Source organism: Bacilli bacterium (assembly GCA_036381315.1).
In the GTDB taxonomy this organism is placed as follows: domain Bacteria; phylum Bacillota; class Bacilli; order Paenibacillales; family KCTC-25726; genus DASVDB01.
Window position 1 is genome coordinate 1 of sequence record DASVDB010000118.1, and the last position, 19,140, is coordinate 19,140.

At 52.6% G+C, this 19,140-nt stretch carries 22 protein-coding genes and 1 riboswitch; of the genes, 10 read left to right on the forward strand and 12 right to left on the reverse strand.

The features are described from left to right. The 5 genes from VF260_08800 to VF260_08820 all read left to right on the forward strand — a co-directional run. Positions 1-672 (forward strand): YitT family protein (locus VF260_08800; GenBank protein HEX7057274.1); only part of this gene is annotated, 672 nt, incomplete at its 5' end. A gap of 187 nt (positions 673-859) precedes the next feature. Then, positions 860-2,071: a putative glycoside hydrolase gene (locus VF260_08805; protein ID HEX7057275.1), complete on the forward strand. Its 1,212-nt coding sequence runs from the start codon at positions 860-862 to the stop codon at positions 2,069-2,071. A 155-nt stretch (positions 2,072-2,226) separates the two neighbouring features. Then, entirely contained in the window at positions 2,227-2,460 is a 234-nt protein-coding gene (locus VF260_08810) for a heavy-metal-associated domain-containing protein (GenBank protein HEX7057276.1), read from the forward strand. After that, the gene (locus tag VF260_08815; protein HEX7057277.1) at positions 2,444-4,342 is read left to right on the forward strand and encodes a cation-translocating P-type ATPase; all 1,899 of its coding nucleotides are present in this window, start codon (positions 2,444-2,446) and stop codon (positions 4,340-4,342) included. The genes VF260_08810 and VF260_08815 overlap by 17 nt, the downstream gene beginning before the upstream one ends. Then, complete coding sequence (locus VF260_08820) at positions 4,339-5,061, forward strand: Crp/Fnr family transcriptional regulator (protein ID HEX7057278.1); 723 nt, start codon at positions 4,339-4,341, stop codon at positions 5,059-5,061. The genes VF260_08815 and VF260_08820 overlap by 4 nt, the downstream gene beginning before the upstream one ends. Before the next feature lie 75 nt (positions 5,062-5,136). Here the strand turns inward: VF260_08820 and pfkA are convergent, their stop codons facing one another. Together pfkA and VF260_08830 are read right to left on the reverse strand one after the other, a co-directional pair. Next, the gene (gene pfkA / locus VF260_08825; protein ID HEX7057279.1) at positions 5,137-6,099 is read right to left on the reverse strand and encodes a 6-phosphofructokinase; all 963 of its coding nucleotides are present in this window, start codon (positions 6,097-6,099) and stop codon (positions 5,137-5,139) included. 1 nt (position 6,100) lies between these two features. Next, positions 6,101-7,129 carry a tetraprenyl-beta-curcumene synthase family protein gene (locus VF260_08830; GenBank protein HEX7057280.1) on the reverse strand — a complete coding sequence of 343 codons (1,029 nt, stop codon included), beginning with the start codon at positions 7,127-7,129 and terminating at the stop codon, positions 6,101-6,103. 294 nt (positions 7,130-7,423) lie between these two features. On the opposite strand from VF260_08830, the gene VF260_08835 reads away from it, so the two are divergent. The 4 genes from VF260_08835 (at position 7,424) to VF260_08850 (ending at position 11,341) form a co-directional block, all read left to right on the forward strand. Further along, the gene (locus VF260_08835; GenBank protein HEX7057281.1) at positions 7,424-8,779 is read left to right on the forward strand and encodes a multi antimicrobial extrusion protein MatE; all 1,356 of its coding nucleotides are present in this window, start codon (positions 7,424-7,426) and stop codon (positions 8,777-8,779) included. A 24-nt stretch (positions 8,780-8,803) separates the two neighbouring features. Beyond that, a complete protein-coding gene (locus tag VF260_08840) occupies positions 8,804-8,983 on the forward strand; it encodes a hypothetical protein (protein ID HEX7057282.1) in 180 nt (59 codons plus the stop codon). 217 nt (positions 8,984-9,200) lie between these two features. Then, entirely contained in the window at positions 9,201-10,994 is a 1,794-nt protein-coding gene (gene pepF / locus VF260_08845) for an oligoendopeptidase F (GenBank protein ID HEX7057283.1), read from the forward strand. A gap of 14 nt (positions 10,995-11,008) precedes the next feature. Further along, positions 11,009-11,341: a lipopolysaccharide assembly protein LapA domain-containing protein gene (locus tag VF260_08850; GenBank protein ID HEX7057284.1), complete on the forward strand. Its 333-nt coding sequence runs from the start codon at positions 11,009-11,011 to the stop codon at positions 11,339-11,341. A gap of 242 nt (positions 11,342-11,583) precedes the next feature. Here the strand turns inward: VF260_08850 and VF260_08855 are convergent, their stop codons facing one another. The 4 genes from VF260_08855 to VF260_08870 are packed head-to-tail and all read right to left on the reverse strand — an operon-like array spanning position 11,584 to position 14,989. After that, a complete protein-coding gene (locus VF260_08855; protein HEX7057285.1) occupies positions 11,584-12,927 on the reverse strand; it encodes a GH1 family beta-glucosidase in 1,344 nt (447 codons plus the stop codon). Positions 12,928-12,946: 19 nt separating this feature from the next. Next, positions 12,947-13,585, reverse strand: a complete 639-nt coding sequence (locus VF260_08860; GenBank protein ID HEX7057286.1) for an O-methyltransferase — start codon at positions 13,583-13,585, stop codon at positions 12,947-12,949. Then, positions 13,582-14,235 carry a DUF1361 domain-containing protein gene (locus tag VF260_08865; GenBank protein HEX7057287.1) on the reverse strand — a complete coding sequence of 218 codons (654 nt, stop codon included), beginning with the start codon at positions 14,233-14,235 and terminating at the stop codon, positions 13,582-13,584. Before VF260_08865 ends, VF260_08860 begins: the two co-directional genes overlap by 4 nt. Before the next feature lie 40 nt (positions 14,236-14,275). Further along, a complete protein-coding gene (locus VF260_08870; protein HEX7057288.1) occupies positions 14,276-14,989 on the reverse strand; it encodes a lysophospholipid acyltransferase family protein in 714 nt (237 codons plus the stop codon). A 104-nt stretch (positions 14,990-15,093) separates the two neighbouring features. Between VF260_08870 and VF260_08875 the strand changes: the two genes are divergently transcribed. Then, on the forward strand, positions 15,094-15,648 hold the full coding sequence (locus tag VF260_08875; GenBank protein ID HEX7057289.1) for a DNA-3-methyladenine glycosylase: 555 nt from the start codon (positions 15,094-15,096) through the stop codon (positions 15,646-15,648). 5 nt (positions 15,649-15,653) lie between these two features. Here the strand turns inward: VF260_08875 and VF260_08880 are convergent, their stop codons facing one another. The 6 genes from VF260_08880 to VF260_08905 form a co-directional block, all read right to left on the reverse strand. After that, on the reverse strand, positions 15,654-15,953 hold the full coding sequence (locus VF260_08880) for a hypothetical protein (GenBank protein HEX7057290.1): 300 nt from the start codon (positions 15,951-15,953) through the stop codon (positions 15,654-15,656). Then, complete coding sequence (locus tag VF260_08885) at positions 15,953-16,327, reverse strand: DUF192 domain-containing protein (GenBank protein HEX7057291.1); 375 nt, start codon at positions 16,325-16,327, stop codon at positions 15,953-15,955. The genes VF260_08880 and VF260_08885 overlap by 1 nt, the downstream gene beginning before the upstream one ends. A 122-nt stretch (positions 16,328-16,449) precedes the next feature. Continuing rightward, positions 16,450-16,539, reverse strand: a riboswitch (cyclic di-GMP riboswitch). Positions 16,540-16,677: 138 nt separating this feature from the next. After that, on the reverse strand, positions 16,678-16,899 hold the full coding sequence (locus VF260_08890) for a DUF1450 domain-containing protein (protein HEX7057292.1): 222 nt from the start codon (positions 16,897-16,899) through the stop codon (positions 16,678-16,680). A gap of 109 nt (positions 16,900-17,008) precedes the next feature. Beyond that, positions 17,009-17,908, reverse strand: a complete 900-nt coding sequence (locus VF260_08895) for a M14 family metallocarboxypeptidase (protein HEX7057293.1) — start codon at positions 17,906-17,908, stop codon at positions 17,009-17,011. A gap of 38 nt (positions 17,909-17,946) precedes the next feature. Next, positions 17,947-18,756 carry a glutamate racemase gene (gene racE, locus VF260_08900; GenBank protein ID HEX7057294.1) on the reverse strand — a complete coding sequence of 270 codons (810 nt, stop codon included), beginning with the start codon at positions 18,754-18,756 and terminating at the stop codon, positions 17,947-17,949. Between the two features lie 105 nt (positions 18,757-18,861). Beyond that, a partial coding sequence (locus VF260_08905) for a disulfide bond formation protein B (GenBank protein ID HEX7057295.1) occupies positions 18,862-19,140 on the reverse strand: 279 nt, incomplete at its 5' end.

Sequence of the window (19,140 nt, forward strand, 5' to 3'; positions counted from 1 at the left end):
AACATCGGTTTCTTGTACCTGATTTTCAATGTGCCGATCCTGGCCTTCGGCTGGCTGCTCATCGGCAGGCGGTTCGTGCTGTTAAGCATCCTCTGTGTCATATGCACAACCTTTTTTATGCAATGGATTCCCACTTACCAAATCATCAACGATCCGATTCTCGCGTCCGTTTTCGGCGGCGTGATTGTCGGCGTCGGCACCGGCATCGCGTTGCGCGGCGGCGGTTCGACAGGCGGCTTCGACATCGTCGGTTCAATCGTGACGCGAAAAAGCGACTTCCCGCTCGGCATGGTGCTGTTCGGGCTAAACGCATTGGTTATTCTTGCCCTTGGATATCCCGACAATTGGGACGCCGCGTTATATTCCATGATTTCCATCTACGCATCGGGCAAAGTCGTCGATACCATTCATGTGCGCCATGTAAAAATCACCTGCTTCATCATCACCAATCGCACGCAAGAATTGCTGGAAGTCCTGTTGAAACTCCCGCACGGCGTGACGATTGTCAAGACGGAAGGGGCGTTTACGCATGCCGAACGGGATATGCTGATGACCGTCACAACCCGGTACGAATTGGCCAATTTGCGCAAACTCATCCGCGAGGTCGATCCGAAAGCCTGGGTCAACATGGTGGAAACCGTCGGCGTCATGGGGGATTTTCGCCGGCCTTAAAGCATGCAAGCCGGCAACTTTTGGGCGCCTGTAAAGGGCGATTTTTTTTTGCCGTTTTCCAAAAAGGAACGCGGCGCATAAACATGTTTTAAGCGAAAGTATTGCGGTTTTCAGGAAATTCCCACTGTGAAACCGTGCGAACTTTGTCATATAATGTAGTTATAAGAACGAATGGGGAGAGAAAAATTTGGAAATCCTGCTCGCTTCATTAATGCTGCTTTGGGCAAACGTGTCGACGGCGCATCCCGGCGTGACGATGGAACAAATTGTCCAGGCGGCGGTCGTTTCCGTGCAGCAACCCGCGGAAAACTTGCCGCCTCCGGATGCAACGCCCGGGCAAAAACCGGCGAATGGCACAGACTCCGGCAAGCAAGAATACGTCAAAATCGATCCGCAAAAAGATGCGCCGGTTGTCAAAGGCATCTACTCCACCGCCAACAGCGCGGGCTCCGCGCGGTTTGCCAAACTCGTCAAATTGATCGACGATACGGATTTGAACGCGATGGTCATCGACGTGAAGGATGATTATGGCTACATAACCTACAATACGGACGATCCCAAGCTGCTGAAATACGGCAACACGCAAAACATTATACCCGATATCGACAAAACGATCAAAACGCTGCAGGATCACCAAATATACCCGATCGCCCGCATCGTCGTCTTCAAGGATACCGTATTGGCCAAAAAAAGGCACGATCTTTCCTATCTGAATCCGGACGGAAGTTTGTGGAACAACGGCAAGGCGGTAAACCCGGACAGTTTTGTCAACCCGTACATGAAAGAAGTGTGGGACTATAATATTGAGGTGGCGAAGGACGCCGCGAAGCACGGCTTCAAGGAAATCCAGTTCGATTACGTGCGCTTTCCCGAAGGATTTGAGAAAAGGGCCGACAAGCTGACATACACCCGCGACGGGCGCAAACGCATTGAGGTAATCGCCGCGTTCGTCAAATATGCGCGCGAACAATTGAATCCGCTAGGCGTGAGGGTATCGGTCGATATTTTCGGTTATGCCGCTTCGGTTCCCGCGGCGGAAGGCATCGGGCAGGATTTCAACGCAATCGCCCAATATGTGGATGTGATTTGTCCGATGATCTACCCAAGCCACTATTCCACCGGCTGGTTCGGCTCCAAGGTCCCGGATGCGCACCCGTATACGACCATTAACGGCGCCATGGTCGACACGCATAAAAAGCTTGCGGAAATCGGCGATTTAAAACCGGTTATCCGCCCCTGGATTCAGGACTTTACCGCCACGTGGGTGCCCGGCCATATCCAATACGGAAAAAAGGAAATCGAAGAGCAAATCCGCGCTTTGGCAGACAACAATGTGCATGAATTTCTGCTTTGGGACTCGCACAATACGTATACCGAGGGCGTCGACTACAGCAAATAATTTTTTTCGCCGCGTAAACCCCGTTTTGCCGCATCAGGCAGAACGGGGTTTTTTTGCGGAATGAATTTGACTTCAATCAAATCATTTCCGGGGTGAATCTTTTATGATGATTGACAAATAAAGCAAGTAACCTGCTTCCACCGGGAGTGATGATCATGCAGACCGCCACCATTCGGTTGGAGACCCTTTCCTGTCCGAGCTGCGTCGCCAAAATCGAATCCGCGTTAAGGCAAACGAAGGGCATCGCCGAAGCAAAAGTGCTGTTTCATGCCTGCAAAGTAAAAGCCACATTCGACGAAAACGCAACGAATACAGAGCGCATTGCAAATGTGCTTGCCCGACTGGGATACCGTACCTTGGGTGGGTATAATAATGGACCGCAAAAATAATCGGGCGGCGCTCACGGGAGTTTCCGCCATACTGATCGGCGCCGGCTGGATCTCACGGTGGACGGCGGCCGATCCGGCGGTGTTCGCCATCCTGATGATCGCGGGCAGCGTTTTGTCCGGAGTGCCCATCATTAAACGGGCGTTGGCGGCGCTCCGTTACCGCACGTTCAGCATCGAGCTGCTCGTTTCGATCGCGGTAATCGGCTCCGTTTTGCTCGGGGAATATTGGGAAGCCGCCGCCGTCGCCTTTTTATTCATGTTTGGCGCCTTTCTGGAAGCCAGGACGCTGGAAAAAACCCGCTCATCGCTAAGAACGCTGATGAATTTGGCGCCGCTAACCGCTTCCGTTCTGCGGGACGGCGAAGAATTTCGCATTGCCCCCGAAGAAGTGATGAAGGGCGACATTGTGCTGGTGCGGCCGGGAGAAAAAATACCCGTAGATGGCAAGGTCATATCCGGCGCATCGTCCGTCAACCAGGCGGCGATTACCGGCGAATCGATTCCCGTAACCAAGAAGGCGGCCGACCCGGTATTCAGCGGCACCGTGGTTGAAAGCGGGTATTTGCATGTGCAAGCCGAGCGAGTCGGCGAAGATACGACATTTTCCCGGATTATCGCGCTGGTTGAAGAAGCGCAAGACGCCAAAGCGCCAACACAGGCATATATCGAACGTTTCGCCAAGTATTACACGCCGGCGATCTTTGCGCTTGCGGCTATTGTTTACCTGCTCACGTTCAATGCCGAATTGGCGCTTACGCTTTTGGTTATCGCTTGCCCCGGCGCGCTGGTCATAGCCGCCCCCGTCGCCGTCGTGGCGGGGATCGGGAAAGCCGCCAGCCTCGGTTTGTTGATCAAGGGCGGCCACGTGCTGGAACGCGCTGCGCGCATTAACGCCGTCGCATTCGATAAAACCGGAACGTTGACGACCGGTAAACCCGTTGTAGCGGCCATTCATCCGCTACGGACAACCCGCGGCAAACTGCTTGAACTTGCCGCGCGGGCGGAGGCGGCGTCCGAACACCACCTCGCCAAAGCGATTGCGCAAGCGGCCAAACAAGAAGGAATTGCCGTTTCGGCCGGCCAGGCGCGGTTTGCGCATTTCCCGGGCAAAGGGATCAAAGCCGAATGGGACGGCCAGACGATCCTGGTCGGCAACCGGACGCTTTTGCATGAACATGGCGTGCAGCCAGCGGCAGATGCGGCGGCGCTGTATCTGGGCGAAGAAGAAGCCGGGAGCACGGCCATCTATATCGCGGCCGATGCGGATGTGTTGGGCGTAATCGCCGTTGCCGACGCGATCCGCGCGGATGCGTGCCCAACCATTCGGAGCCTGCGGGAAATCGGGATGCGCCGGGTAATCATGCTTACCGGAGACAATGCGAACACCGCGGCAAACGCGGCGAACGCTTTGGGTATTGGCGAAATCCGGGCGCGCTTGCTGCCGGAGGACAAAGTTGCCGCGATCCGCGACATGCGGCAACAAAAACTGCAAGTCGCCATGGTCGGCGACGGCGTGAACGACGCGCCTGCCTTGACGGCGGCGGATTTGGGCATAGCCATCGGCGGCACCGGCACGGATGCGGCCCTGGAGATCGCCGACGTCGTCATAGCCTCGGGGAAAATAAGCCAATTGCCGTTAGTGTTCAAGCTAAGCGCTTTTGCGACCGGAATCATGAAACAAAATATCGGATTCGCCGTTGCCGTCGTGCTGGGGCTTCTCATCGGCGTGCTGTCCGGCGCAATCGTGCTCGCCTCCGGGATGCTCATCCATGAAGCAAGCGTGTTGCTTGTGATCATAAACGCGCTGCGAATTTTGCGCTATAAAGCTGACGGACAAATCAGGAAACCATATCAAAATGAATGGCGGGAGGAATGGTTATGAACGATTGCCATGCATGCGAGACGCAACCGTACCGCGCTTGTGTCGACAAAGTCCCTTTTTTTCGCAATTTGAGCGTGGAAGAAAAACAGCATATTGCCGAAGCTGTCATCCACAAAAAATTTTATCGGGGCGAATTTCTGTTTTCCCAGGGCGATATCCTCGGCAGTTTGCTGATCGTCCACACCGGCAGCGTGAAAATATTCAGGCTGTCGGCAACCGGCAAGGAACAAATCATCCGCATCCTGGGACCGGGCGATTTCACCGGCGAGTACGCCCTGTTCGGGGCCAATCCTTCGACGAACGGGGCCGAGGCCCTGCAGGCGACGGAAGTTTGCATGATCCGCGGCGCGGACATGAAGCGGCTGATTTTGCGCTATCCCAATATCGCCATCAAGCTGCTGGAGGAATATGCGGCCATCTCCGCGGAGAGCGAAAGCCATATCGAGCAATTGAGCCTGTTCAATGTGGAGCAGCGGCTGGCGTCGTTAATACTGCGGTTGGGCAAGCACAGTTGCGACGACAAGGTATGCGAAATTACGCTGCCCGCCAGCAAATCGAATCTGGCCTCTTTCCTGGGCATGACGCGGGAAACAATCAGCCGCAAGCTTTCGCTCTTTCAGGAACAAGGGTGGATCGAACTGGTAAACGGAAGAAAGATTCGCATTCTCGATGTCGACAGCTTGCAGAAAGTGGTCAACTCCGAACCGGAAGCGGTATAAGAAAAAGGCACCGGCATTGCGCTGGCGGATAATCCGCCGCTTACGCGCGGCACCGGTGCCCTTTTGCTTGTTTCATTATTGGCTAAGTCTTTTGGATAACTCGTATAATTCCATATTGAACGGTTTCTTTGTTTTGACGACCGTTTCGATATCGGTTGCCACCAATGATCCGTTTACGACTCCCAACGCTTTGCCCGACTCGCCGGCAAGCAATTGCCTTACCGCGAAATCGCCCAGGCGGCTGGCCAAAATGCGGTCATTATGAGTGGGCGTCCCTCCCCGCTGGATATGCCCCAATACGGTCACGCGCGGTTCGATATCGATCAGTTTGCTTATTTCTTCGGCGATCATATCGCCTTTTCCGACGCCTTCGGCGACCACAATAATACTGTGGCGTTTGCCGTGCCGAAAATTCTCCTGCATTCGGTCGGCGATTTCCTGCGTGTCGTAAGGCACCTCCGGCACCAGGATCGTTTCGGCGCCGCTCGCCAGCCCCGCGTACAATGCGATGTCGCCGCAATGCCTGCCCATGACCTCCACCACCGAGGAGCGTTCATGCGACGTCATGGTGTCGCGCAGCTTATTGATCGCGTCCACCACGATGCTTACCGCTGTGTCAAATCCGATGGTGAAATCGGTGAAGGCAATGTCATTGTCGATCGTACCCGGCAGCCCCATCGTTTTAATGCCTTGCAGCGTTAATTTGTAGGCCCCCTGGTAAGAACCGTCGCCACCGATCACCACAAGCCCGTCAATCCCCCGCTTGCGCAAATTTGCGGCGCCAAGTTGCTGCCCTTCCGGCGTTAAAAATTCCTTGCAGCGGGCCGTCTGCAAAATGGTGCCGCCCCGTTGGATGATGTCGCCTACACTGCGCAAGTCCATCTCCTTGATGTCGTCGTTCAGCAAGCCCTGAAAGCCGCGCTGCACGCCGAATACTTTGAGGCCGTGATACAGGCCGCTGCGCACAACCGCTCTTACCGCGGCATTCATCCCTTGCGAGTCGCCGCCGCTTGTCAGCACTGCGATAGACTTAACCATACTAACTCCTCCTCCGTCGAATCCATATACTGTAAAACCAAAAAAACACGCGCGTTAACGGGCTGCCCCACATCAATTTGCGGGATACCCGTTTTACATCCGACTGGCCGCGTACTTTCGGGTCGGACAAATACAGCGCCAAAAGACCTTCGATGACCATTCGGTGAAAGCGGACATGCTGCAAAAGCTTTACACTTTTCCGCGCTTGCTTGGCCACCCAGGAAATTCTCGCCGCTTTTTCTTCGCTGCCTGCGTAGTACGCGCAAAAATTCAAATCTCCGCCGCGCCTGTCTTCGTCCTGATCGATCAAATAATCAAGCAAAATATGCAATCCGCAAACATAGGGAAAATAGGCTTTGTACACTTGATCGGGCATCTCCCGCGGCATAAATTTGTCCGCGGACGCGGCAAAAAGCATAAAAACTCCCAGCGTGGACCCGGTTGCGGCGGCGAATTCGTTCCAACGCAATTCCCGATATTTTCGCTTATGCTTTTTCCACCAGGTTTTTAGCGCCTTTTCCCGTTTATCCAGGCTGATATGTTTAAACACTTGCAAGTCGCAGTAAAGCGAAACCAATTCAACGATGCGTTTTTTTGACCGGTCATAGGAAGGAAGCATGCAAATGCAGGACTGGCACGTTTTCACCAGATTATCCAAATACCCGCCGTCGTCTTGCTCGGGATGGTAGGCGTAATAGTCGTGCAGCGGCGCCGCCGGGTCGACGGCATCCAGCATTGCCTGGTGCATTTGGCGAAAATCTTTGGCGCTTAGCGAGGTGCTGCGGTCGCATAAATTATCCAGGTAATCGCTTATCGTCTGAAAAGCGACGATCAACGGGATCAGCACGTGCTTATAGGCTAAATTGAAGGCCGCGTAGACCGCTCCGCCTTCACAGTGAAATTGCTTTCCGGACAAACTCGCGATGGCCTGCTTGCGCAATTCCTCCGTCGGAATCCGCATGGCCAATTCCCGCCATTCCGCCAATTGGCTGCGCACTTCCGGAAGTACGCTGCGGTAAAATCTGAACATCAGCGTAAACGGTCCGGACGGAACGGCATCGGCGCGAACATCGGTTACAGGCACACGACTAACCCCCGCATCTCATGATATGATTGTTAATTATATATCATTATGCGGTAAGTGCGAAATCTAACTGTTCCGGCAAACGTCAGGCAAACGCACGGCGAAAAGCCTAATAGTAAATTTATCACGAGTTTGCGAGTTCGCCAATAGTTAATCGAATGCAAAAATGTTGCAAATCGACCGCGAAAGATGGCAAATCGTGTTATACTGTGGCTATGCAACGATCGGGAGAACAAAACTATGCGGGACAGTCTGGCACAATCTAAACAAAAGCCGCCATTGCTGCGAATATTCGCCTTCTTTTTGCCGCTGGGCGCTTCGGCCACGCTTGTTACGGCCTCCCATGTCATCATCAACAGCACGCTAGCCCGTTCGGAACATCCGGAGACGATTATTTCCAGCTACGCCATCGCGTTAAGTCTGTTTAGCATTCTGGACCGCTCCACGGGACTTTTGCGACAATCGTGTTCCGCTTTGGTCCGCGACCGCGTCTCGTTTCAAGCGATGTCGCACATCGCGAATCTGCTGATCTTATCCACGATTCTGTTTAGTTTGCTGGTTTCTTACACGCCATTGGGTGTCGGCATTTTCCGCTATCTTTTCGGCGAACAGGAATCGCTTTTGCAGCCCACGATCCATGTTTTCCGCATCCTCATGTTTGTCAGCGTTTTTTCCGGCCTGCGGTGTTTGTATCATGGAATCATTATAACAAATTTCCATACAAAATGGCTGACGATCGGGATGGTCTTCAGGCTCGGCGTCATGTACGCCATTTCGTTGGGATTTATTTTGAAATGGGGCGTGCATGACGGCAGAGTGGGCGCCGTCATCTTCATGGCGGGCATGATGGTGGAGGCAACCGTCGCCGTTTGGGAAGGTAAAACGCTTTTGCGGAAAATGCCGCGAAAGCTTCCCGGACACAATGTGGAAAAGCCTAAACAGGTGTTTGCCTTTTTTCGGCCCATGTTGTATTCGTCTTTCATTGCGGTAGTCATCGGACCGTCCATCAACGCCATGCTTGGCAAAACGGCCGATGTTCCGCTCTCCATCGCCTCGTATGCCGTTGCCCTGAACGTTACGCAGCTTATGACAAGCTTTTTCACCTATATCCATCAAATCGCGCTGAATTTCTACAAGCGGGAAGCGCATGCGGTCAAAACGTTTATGCTGATCGTCTGTCTCATTCCGACGGCGCTTAATTTCATGCTCGTCCATACGCCTGCGGGACCATGGTTTTTGCACCATATCATGGGGCTGCAACACGAACTGTTAACGGCCACGCTTGAGGCAATCGGCGTTTTTATGCTTATGACGCTGGTCGTCCCGTGGCTCGATTTCGCGAACGGCCTTGTCATGCTAAGGGGCCAAACAAAAATCATGGTCTGGTCGCAAAGCGCCAATGCGGCCCTGACCGTCCTCGTCTTGCTTTTGTGCGTATGGCTTGCGCCCGGCTTAAACGGCAATATCGGCGCTTTGGCGCAATCGTTGGGGATGCTCGCGGAGCTTTCTTTCGTCACATATGCATTACGCCGCGGCCGGGCAAACGCACTTATTTGGCAAATGAAGCAGGATCACAACCGGGCCATGCCGAAATAGAAAAAAGTAAACCGGAGGTGAATTATGGATTATAGCGAATCCTATCTGCTTTTCATTATTGCGTCATTCGCCTTTGCCTACCTTTTAATCAAGAAAAAAGAAAAGTTCCCGGAAAAAGCGCGCCGCCCGCTGGCGATTGTCGCGTTGTTTATGGTCGTCTTCTCGTTTTTTCTGATTGTTTATTCTTTTTGGCGCGGCATATGACGCCGGAAAAAATTTGCTTGCCCGGGCAATCGCGGAATAATAATATGGAAAGAGCCGGAACATAATATCTCTACTACAATTGACGGGAGTGTGGGCTAAAATGCGCATGATTCCTGTTGTTCTGGCTTTTTTGTTCGGTTTTCTTAGTTTCATGCCGCCGGTCAGCACCGGCGTACACAAAAATAACGAATTGCCAACCGCAGTCAGGAGGATTGCCATGAATCAATTGCCAAAACGCGCGGAAGTGCCCGCACAGGACAAATGGAAACTGGAAGACCTGTTTGCCGACCAGCAGGCCTGGGATCAGGAATACAACCAGGTACTGGAAAAAACGCGCGAAATGAAAAAATTCCAGGGCAAACTGCAGGATGAAAAAACGATCAGGGACTGCTTTGCGCTGGAGGACGAGATTTCATTATCGACAGAGCGCTTGTACGTATACGCCAATATGAAGCATCACGAGGATATGGCCGACCCCAAATACCAGGCGCTGGCGGATAAAGCGCAGAAACTGAGCGTCAAGGTAAGCGAAGCGACTTCGTTTATCACGCCGGAAGTGTTGCGCCTGTCGACCGAACAATTGCAGGCGCTCATTGATAACGACGAGCTGCGCGACTACCGGCAAACCTTGAAAGAGATGCTGCGGCAAAAGCCGCATGTATTGTCCGAAAGCGAAGAAGCCATCCTGGCGCAAGTGGGCAACATGTCGCAGGCTCCCAGCAACATTTTCGGGATGCTGAACAATGCCGACATGAAGTTCCCGCATATAAAAAATGAGGACGGCGAAGAAGTGGAATTGACGCACGGGCGGTATATCCAGTTTTTGGAGAGCGGCAACCGCGCAATCCGCAAGGAAGCTTTCCATGCGATGTATTCGACCTACGACAGGCAAAAAAATACAATCGCCGCCACCCTGGCAGCGAACGTCACAAAAAATTTGTTTTACGCGAACGTCCGGCATTACCCGTCGGCGCTCGAAATGGCGTTATACGGCGACAATATTCCGCGGGAAGTATACACCAATCTGATCGATACGATCCATGCGCATTTGCCGCTGTTGCACCGATACATGAAGCTGCGCAAGCGGCTGCTGCATGTGGACGAACTGCACATGTTCGACTTGTTCGCTCCGCTCGTGACCGAATACAAACCGAAAATTACCTTTGACGAGGCAAAAAAGACCGTCCTGGAAGGCCTTAAGCCGTTGGGGCAGGAATACTTGCAAATTCTGCAGGAGGGCTTTAACAACGGCTGGATCGATGTTTACGAAAATCAGGGAAAGCGAAGCGGCGCATACAGTTGGGGCGCATACGGGACGCACCCTTATGTTCTGCTCAACCATAAAGACAACCTGAACAGCATGTTTACGCTGGCGCATGAAATGGGGCATGCGATTCATTCCTATTACTCCGACCATAACCAGACTTACCGCAATGCGCAATATACGATCTTCCTGGCCGAAGTCGCTTCGACGACCAACGAGTCGCTTTTGATGCATTACCTGCTTGGCAAAAGCACGGACGTTAAGGAAAAAATGTATCTGCTCACCTACTATCTCGATCAATTCCGCACTACCGTTTTCAGACAAACGATGTTTGCCGAATTCGAGAAAATCATCCACGAAAAGGCGGAAGCCGGCGAAACGCTTACGCCGCAACTTTTGTCCGACATTTATTACGATTTGAACGTGAAATACCATGGCAAGGAAATGGTTGTCGACAAGGATATCGCGATGGAATGGGCGCGCATTCCCCATTTTTACAACAGTTTTTACGTCTACAAATACGCGACGGGATTTTCGGCGGCAACCAGCTTCGCCAATCAGATTCTGGAAGACGGAAAGCCCGCTGTAGACCGTTATATCGGTTTCTTAAAGAGCGGAGGCAGCGATTACTCCATCCATATTCTGAAACGGGCGGGAGTCGATATGTCCTCTCCGGAACCGATCCGGCAGGCCATGCAAGTGTTTGCGAAACTGCTTGACCAGTTGGAACAGTTGGCTAAAAGTTGAAAGGGTGAATTGTCATGAAGCTGCAATGGACGTTTATTTTGGCCCTCATTTTCGCGCTCGTCGTCGCTTTGTTCGCCGTCTTTAACGTGGAATCCGTCCCGGTCAATTACATTTTTGGCGAAGCAAATCTGCCGCTCATCATCGTGATTCTTGGGGCTGCGCTGATCGGAGGGCTGTTTGTCGGATCTGTGGGCATCATCTGGCAAATACGGTTAAAGCGGAAAATTCGCCAACTGGAAAAAGACCTGCATGACGCCGAGCGTGTTGCCGAAAAACCGGAACCGAGCGCGGAAATCGTGATCCCGCCTCCGCCGGGAACCATGAGCGACTCATACTCGCAACAGTAACGGTATGCCTATCGACGGCGGAAACGCCTCCGGTTTGCCGGCTTGCGGCCTTTTTTCGGCAAATAGCCTCTGCTGCGTCCGTTAGCGTTGAGCGGGAGGGTGATCCACCCGTTTTAGCGATGCTCGGGGATGCGGTTCATCCGTATTAGCGGTGGGCGGGGAGGTAATCTCCCCGCTTTTGCATTGCTCAGGGAGGTAACCCCCCCGTCATAGCGTTGCGCAGGGCGCGTGCGGATTGCTCCCTATGCGTCAATCCAGTTATTGGCGATCGTCTTTTTGTACCAAAAATAACTGTCCTTTTTTGTGCGTTCAAGCGTGGCAAAATCGACGTGGACTATGCCGAACCGTTTGCTATAGCCATACGCCCATTCGAAGTTATCGAGAAGCGACCAGATGAAATATCCCTTTACGTTAACGCCGGAGGAAATCGCGCGATTCATTTGCAACAGGTGCTCCCGCAAATACTTGATGCGCTGTTTATCCCGCACTTTTCCGGCGGCCGGTTCGTCATTGTAGCACGCGCCGTTTTCCGTAATATAAATCGGAATGTCCCCGTAAATTTCCCGCAGGCGGCAAAGGGTGCGATACAGCCCTTCGGGATAAATAAACCAATCGATATCCGTCTTGTCGTGTCCGACATCGACTATTTCCGCATCGAACAAACCGCTGTTTTCTTTATATCTCGCCACATTTCCCGAATAGTAATTGAGACCCAAAAAATCGATCGGCTGCCGGATTTGTTCCATGTCGCCCGCCAATACGTCAAGCTTTACCCCTTTTTGCGCGAACCAATCGACCATGTATTGCGGATAGGCGCCGGTAAAGATCGGATCGCAAAACCATTCCATAAACCAGCATGCGCTGCGTCGGCACGCTGCCACATCTTCCGCGCTTAAGCTGTACGGTTCAAACCATGAGTAATTGGCCACGATTCCGATCTGTCCGTCCATGCGCATGGCGCGAAAACGTTCGACCGCCTTGCCGTGCGCGATCATGATATGGTGGGCGACATTCAGCGCCAGCTGCGGATCGCGGTTGCCCGGCGCATGTTCGCCAAGAAAGTTGGACAAAAAGGAAATGCACCACGGCTCGTTAAACGTAACCCAAAATTTGATCTTGCCGGCAAAAGCCTGGAACATCGTTTCCGCATAGCGCACAAACGCGTCGATCGTGGCGCGGTTTGCCCATCCTCCCTGATCCTGCAACGCTTGCGGAAGATCCCAATGGTAAAGGGTGCAGCACGGCGCAATTCCGTTTTCCAACAGCTTGTCGACAAGATTTTGATAATAGTTTAGCCCCTTCGCATTCAACTCGCCTATGCCGTCGGGAAAAATGCGCGGCCAGGCGATGGAAAAACGGTACGCGCCAACGCCGAGTTCTTTCAGCAATTGAATATCTTCATCCAGCCGGTGATAGCTGTCGCATGCCTGGTCACCGTTATCGCCGTTCAGCACATTGCCGGGCGTATGCGCAAACGTGTCCCAAATCGACGGCTTGCGCCCGTCCTCATTCCAGGCTCCCTCAATCTGGTACGATGCGGTTGCCGCCCCCCACAAGAAATCTTGCGGAAACATAATGCTTGCCATCGGATTTCCTCCCAATTTGTTAAAATGGTTTTACCACGCCGACGGCCATCCCGTCGTAAGCGGGGATAATGGCGCTGATCAGGCGGGGATCCGTCGCCATCTTTTCGTTAAATTCGCGGATGGCGATGACGGAAGGCCCGTCTTCCTCCGGATCCATCGTTCTGCCATGCAGCAGCGCGTTGTCTCCGGCAATGACCGTTCCGGGGTGGGACAAGCGGATTGCCCATTCCAGATAAAGCGGATAATTGCCTTTGTCCGCATCGATAAAGATGAGATCGAAACGTTGATTTTCATTAGCCAAAGCCGCCAAAGACGCAAGCGCCTCGCCGACGCGCAACTCGACCATGCCGCCGAATCCCGCTTCCCTGATGTTCTGTTTGGCCGTTTCCGCAAACTCCGGGCTTAATTCCAGCGAAATTAGCTTGCCGTTTTCCCGCAAGCCCCGGCATATGCAAATTCCGCTGTAGCCGCCCAATGCGCCGATTTCCAGCGCCGATTCGCCCCCGGCCAAAGCGGCGAGCATCGTCAATAGCCTGCCGTAGCCCGGCGGAACCGATATTTCCGGCATTCCGTTCGCTTTTAGACTGGCGGTTACACGAGCCAAGTCGGCGTCATGCGGAAAAATTTGCTCGATATATTGTTCTGCGGTTAATTTCAATCTGCATTCTCCCTTTTGCCATTCGCCAATATGAAAAGTGTTCCGTTAAAAAACAGCAAAATCAACGTCATAAACAGCACAAAGCCGAGCGATTGCGGCGTTTGCACGATAGCCGACGCGGTTTCGGCAAGCACATCCGCCGGCCGCAGCAACACGTCCCAACTGTTCCAGCGGAGAAACCGTCCCAGATAAATGCCGACGCCGCATAACAAATGGGTGCCGAAAAAAAACAGCCTTGCCGACGCGCCCCCGTAAAACCGCCGCCATATCCGGTAAATGGGATAAAACGAAAAAAATCCAAGAAACAAACCCAACAAGGCATACAATACCAGCATATTCAGATCATACCACAAAGTAATTTGCGCTTTCCAAAAGCTGATATCGACCAGATGGTAAAGATCGGTCAGCATATATGCCGCATTCGGATAAAAAAACAGCCACACGAGCGTAAGCGGCAAAAATCCGCCTTTGCGCGCCGTTTTTTCGCCGCCAAACAACCGGTTTGCCAGCACGGCCAACGCATAAGGCAGCCATGCCAAAAATAAATTCCATAACAAAAACAAATAGGTAAGCCGATCCGTATAGACAATTCGCAGTAAAACGGCGCTCATTGCCAACACGGAGCCGGCTATTAGCAACCGAAATTGCATCCATTTCCCTGCCTCTACATTGCGCGACCGGCATCGGCGGTTATAAATTTGCGGCAATCAGGTCGCGCACGCGTGAACTTAACGCATGAATGTCCATCGCTTGATATTCGTCCGCATACAACGGCGGAGATACGATTAATTCCGCATCCGCCCGCTTCAGCCGCCAACCGGACCAGCCGAATATTTCCCCCGAACCTTTTATGGTAATCGGGACAATCGGCACCCCTGATTTTATCGCCAATTTCAGGCTACCGGGTTTAAAGTCCAGCAATTTGCCGTCGCGACTGCGCGTCCCTTCCGGAAAGACGACCAGCGAATGCCCGCTCTTCAGCGCCGCAATGCCTTGATTGATGGCTGTTAACGATTGGCGAACATTTTTCCGGTCCATGAAAACAGACGGCAAATACCGCATCCAGGTGCTGATTAGCGGCATTTTCGCCAGTTCCTTTTTCGCGATGAATCCTTTCGCTTTGGGAATATACCCAAGCAAAAGCAATATATCATACAGGCTCTGATGATTGCATACGAACAAAACGGCTTCATCGGCAGGGATTTGCTCGGCGCCGGAAACAGATACGCGGGAACCGGTGACGCGCACGAACGATCGCCCGAATTTGCCAGCCATTTTGCTGACCAACCGATCTATTTTGTGAAATTGTTTTTGCTTTTGCCACCGTTTAACCCGCACAAGTTGGGGGATGGTAAAAAGCATGTAGAAAAAAAGATAAATGCTAGCAATCAGCAATTTGAACATTTGGTTGCTCCCCTGGATCATGTGTATAATGAGGCTATATTCTACAGCAACGTTGCAACTCCTTTTATTTTATCATTATATCTGATCAAATGGGGGAAATGCGAATGGATGGGCGCAGCTTTTTTAACCGGCATACGCTTGTCGTTGCCCAGGAACTGCTCGGCAGCTATTTGCACCGGCGCATCGACGGGGAAGAAATCATTGTGCGGATTACGGAAACGGAATGTTATCGGGGAAAAGACGATCAGGCAAGCCACGCCTATTCCGGCGTCACCCCGCGCAACCGCATCATGTTCGGGCCTCCGGGGTTTGTCTATGTATACCTGGCGTATGGGTTGCACTGCTGCATGAATATCACGACGGAGCCTGAAGGGTGCCCCGGCGCCGTGCTGATCCGCGCGGCGAAGCCGATAGCGGGCAGGAAGCTGATCGAACGGCTGCGTGTTGGCGCTGCGGAGCGCAACTTACTGAACGGTCCGGGAAAATTGACAAAAGGCCTATCCGTTGATTTAAGCTTTAACGGATACGACCTTTTTGGCGTTGACACACACCCGTTTTCCTGGCAGCCGAGAGATAAATCGTGGAAATTTAACGTCACCAAACGAATCGGCATTACCAAAAGCGTCGAACTGCCGTGGCGCTTTATCATTGCCGAGTAGCCGGTTTAGCAAGTTTTGCGGCATCCTTCGCGAATGTTTTGCAACCGTCTGACCATGCCGACGAATTGCTCGGGCATGGCGGAAAACCGCAACGCCACCCGCACTTGCCCTTCCCAGTAAAAGATAAACAAATTGTTTTTTTCGCCCATTACCAATTCCGCATCCCACATTGACTCGGCAAGCGGAAACGTAAGCCGGTTGAACAACAGTTTCGGGCCGTCAGGCGTCTCGTAAAGGCCAATCCGGTTGCCGCCTATATCAAAATCACAGCCATTATCTTGTGCCTTCGCCAACAACTGTTCCATTATACTACCCCCATGTCGATTTGTTCATTGGATGCCTTGAAATCTACCACTTGTCCAACCCTCGTATCGGTAGCCCAAACCGTGCCGGCCGGAAGCTTGACGACAGAAACCGCCCCCTTTCTTTTGCGGACGATTGCGCCCGGTTGAACATGATGGTCGATCCAGACAATTTCTCTTTTGTCGTTCAAATAGAGCACGTCGACCGGTTCATTCATAAACAGCGTATTCACCGTTGCGCAGCGATGAATATATAAAGCGCTGCCAAAAGGAACGCCGCCGGAAAACACCCCGACCAGCCGCTCCATAAAAGAACGCGCTTGCCTGATTTCCCAGGCCAAAATTTTTCCGTTGTCCGCATTCACCATCACTTCCAATGCCGGTCGCCTCCTTCCCGGACGAAAGAGCCTGATTGTACGCAAAAAATCCCCTGCTCCTGCCGAAAGGAAAGGGGAATTATAAGCGAACGAAAGCCGCTGATCGTTGATTCCCTGGATCCTTCAGCAACTGGCTGGCATAACGCTTTTTAAGCGCCGTAGCCCCTTTAGCTTTGCGTCGTTAACTTTCGCTAACTTTGCCTTTTCGAGATTCAACGAAATTCCTTAATTTTCTTTTATTGTAGACTTTTTTCGGGAAATTTCACATAGGACTATATTCCCGATTAATGGAAAATGCATGGGCAATCCGAATTATTTTGCCGCGCGATACCGCGCTGTCCGCTTGCTGTTTATTTTAAATATTTAGCCGCTTTTTCCAGCGCTTCTTCCTCCGTTTTTCCGGTAACGTATCTGCCATTGACAAAAATAAAAGCGGATCGCGTGCACGGACCGCAATATGATTTGCATCCGACCTCAATGTTTGCGTCGGGCGCCATTTTTTGCAATTTCGGCAAAATCGACTTTAAACGGATATGTCTGCACTTGTCGCAAATTTGAATGTCGTTCGCCACTTTGATGTTCCTTTCCGGTTTTCATGATCGGCACGGTTTCCGTTTGCGCCAGCTCGTCCTCATCTGCCGCCGTGCCCAACATCATCTTAAAGCAACCGTAAAGACGCTGTCAAATGAGGCGCAATCCTTCCAGCATGATGTTGCGGCAAGCGTTGTAAATATCGGCAAATTGCGCGGGCGGCAGCGGATTGACGCCGAATCCCGCCTCGACGGTAAAGCCGGGCGCGCCGAATTCATAGATGAACCAGTCTTTAAAACCCGCATCGCTATCCGCAAGTTTGACCGGAACGTAACCGCTGACGGCGGCCAGGCGCTTCGCGGCATGCTCGGCGGTGGCGGGCTCGAAATTGCGGTAATTCCAATAAATTTCTTTGCCCTGCGTGTGAAATGACATGGCCAGATGAAACTTTTCCCGGCGCGCCAATGCGGCCAAAGCAAAAGCTTCCGGTTCGGAAAGCGGGAATTCGCCGCCGTAGTCGCGCGGACCCGGCTTTGCGACGTTTCTCCGTTTTTTCTCCTCTTCCCAAAATGCGGGAAACTGGTCGTTCAAGTCCACGCCGCGGATGTTGGCTTTCCAGCCGGTGAAATCCGTCGAACCGCCATTTAAGCCCACAAGTTCGGCGTAGAGGGAATCGCTTTCGCCGATTCGTCCCAGCGCAAGCTCGACGCCGTCGGGGTTGACCATCGGCACTACACAAATTTGCGTGCGGCTCAGGATTTCGTTCAAACCGTCTGCGCCCTCGCCCGTTTTTTCGCCCGTTGCCACAGCGTCGGCAACATCGGCCAGAAAACGCATCAGCACCGCGCTCGTTATCCATTCGTTGGCGTGCACCGACGCGTTGTAATGAACTTTCCGCGTGCCGTTGCCCAGCCAGACCGCGGGGATCGGCCTGCCCAACACGCTGTTTCCAATCGTCTTAAAACGCAAAAACGGAAATGCGCGTTCCAGTCGTTTAAGGTCCGCGATCATCTCCGCATAGCCGTATTCCCTAAGATGGGCAAATTCCATTCGCCGCCCTCCCGGAAAAGCGATTTAAACCTGCACCTTTACACAATTTTCGTTACTTGCCACACAACCGGGCTGACCGCCACTTCGTCGCCCAGCCATTCCTGCGCAATTTTGCGGAAAATGGCGGGATCGCCGCTGCAATGAAATTGGTGAATCGGCAGTATTTCCGAATGGGCGAGCTGGCCGCTGTGATGCAAAATCGTTCCGATTTCCCGCGCGGTTTCTTCGGCGGAACTGATCAATTCCACGCCAGGCCCCATCACTTTGGATATGGCATCGGCAAGAAACGGATAATGCGTGCATCCCAGAATCAGCGTATCGATCGGAATGTCGAGCAAAGGCGCCAACTGGTTCCGCACAACACCGATTGCTTCCTCCTGATGGTACAAACCTTTTTCCACTAACGGCACCAACAGCGGACAAGCCGAACTGAACAGTTCCAGGTTGGGATTGATGGAACGGAGCGCTTTCTCGTAGGAACCGCTCTTGACGGTGCCTTCCGTCCCGATTACGCCGATTTTGCCGTTGCGGGTCATTTTGATAGCCGCTCTTGCTCCGGGATAAATTACGCCGATTACCGGAACCGGCGACTCGTCGCGAATTTCATCAAGCGCAACCGCGGTTGCCGTATTGCAGGCAATCACGATCAGCTTGGGCTGAAATTGCAGCAAGTAATCGACGATTTGCCGGGTAAAGGCGAGCACCTCCCTTGCCGGTCTGGGACCATACGGAGTGCGGGCCGTGTCGCCGAAGTAGATGATTTTTTCCCGGGGCAACTGCCTCATCACTTCTTTCACAACCGTTAAACCGCCGACGCCCGAATCCAAAATCGCAATGGCTTGCTGCACAAGATCCGCTTCCTTTACTTTACAATATATTTGGCTCAAGCATATAACATTCACAGCATATGACGTTTGCGCCGTCTATGCAACCTTTTTTTGGCGAAATCATGATCAGGACCGTTTGCTTGCGGCGAAAACCAGCCAGATTTGCAGGATGGTGATCAGCGTAAACGCCGTAAGCGCGAGGAACGGGATCGTCACAAAACCAAACCAGTTGATGTATTGCACATTGCACGGTATGATGCCGCAGGTTGTCCCGCCGCCTTCCGGAAAAAGGGCTGTTTTCTGCATCAGGTAATGCAAAAGCGAGATGCACCCGCCAATGATCGTCATCGGCAGCACGTATTTGCTTTGCCCATAATCTTTGCGGACAGCGGCAATGCCCAACAC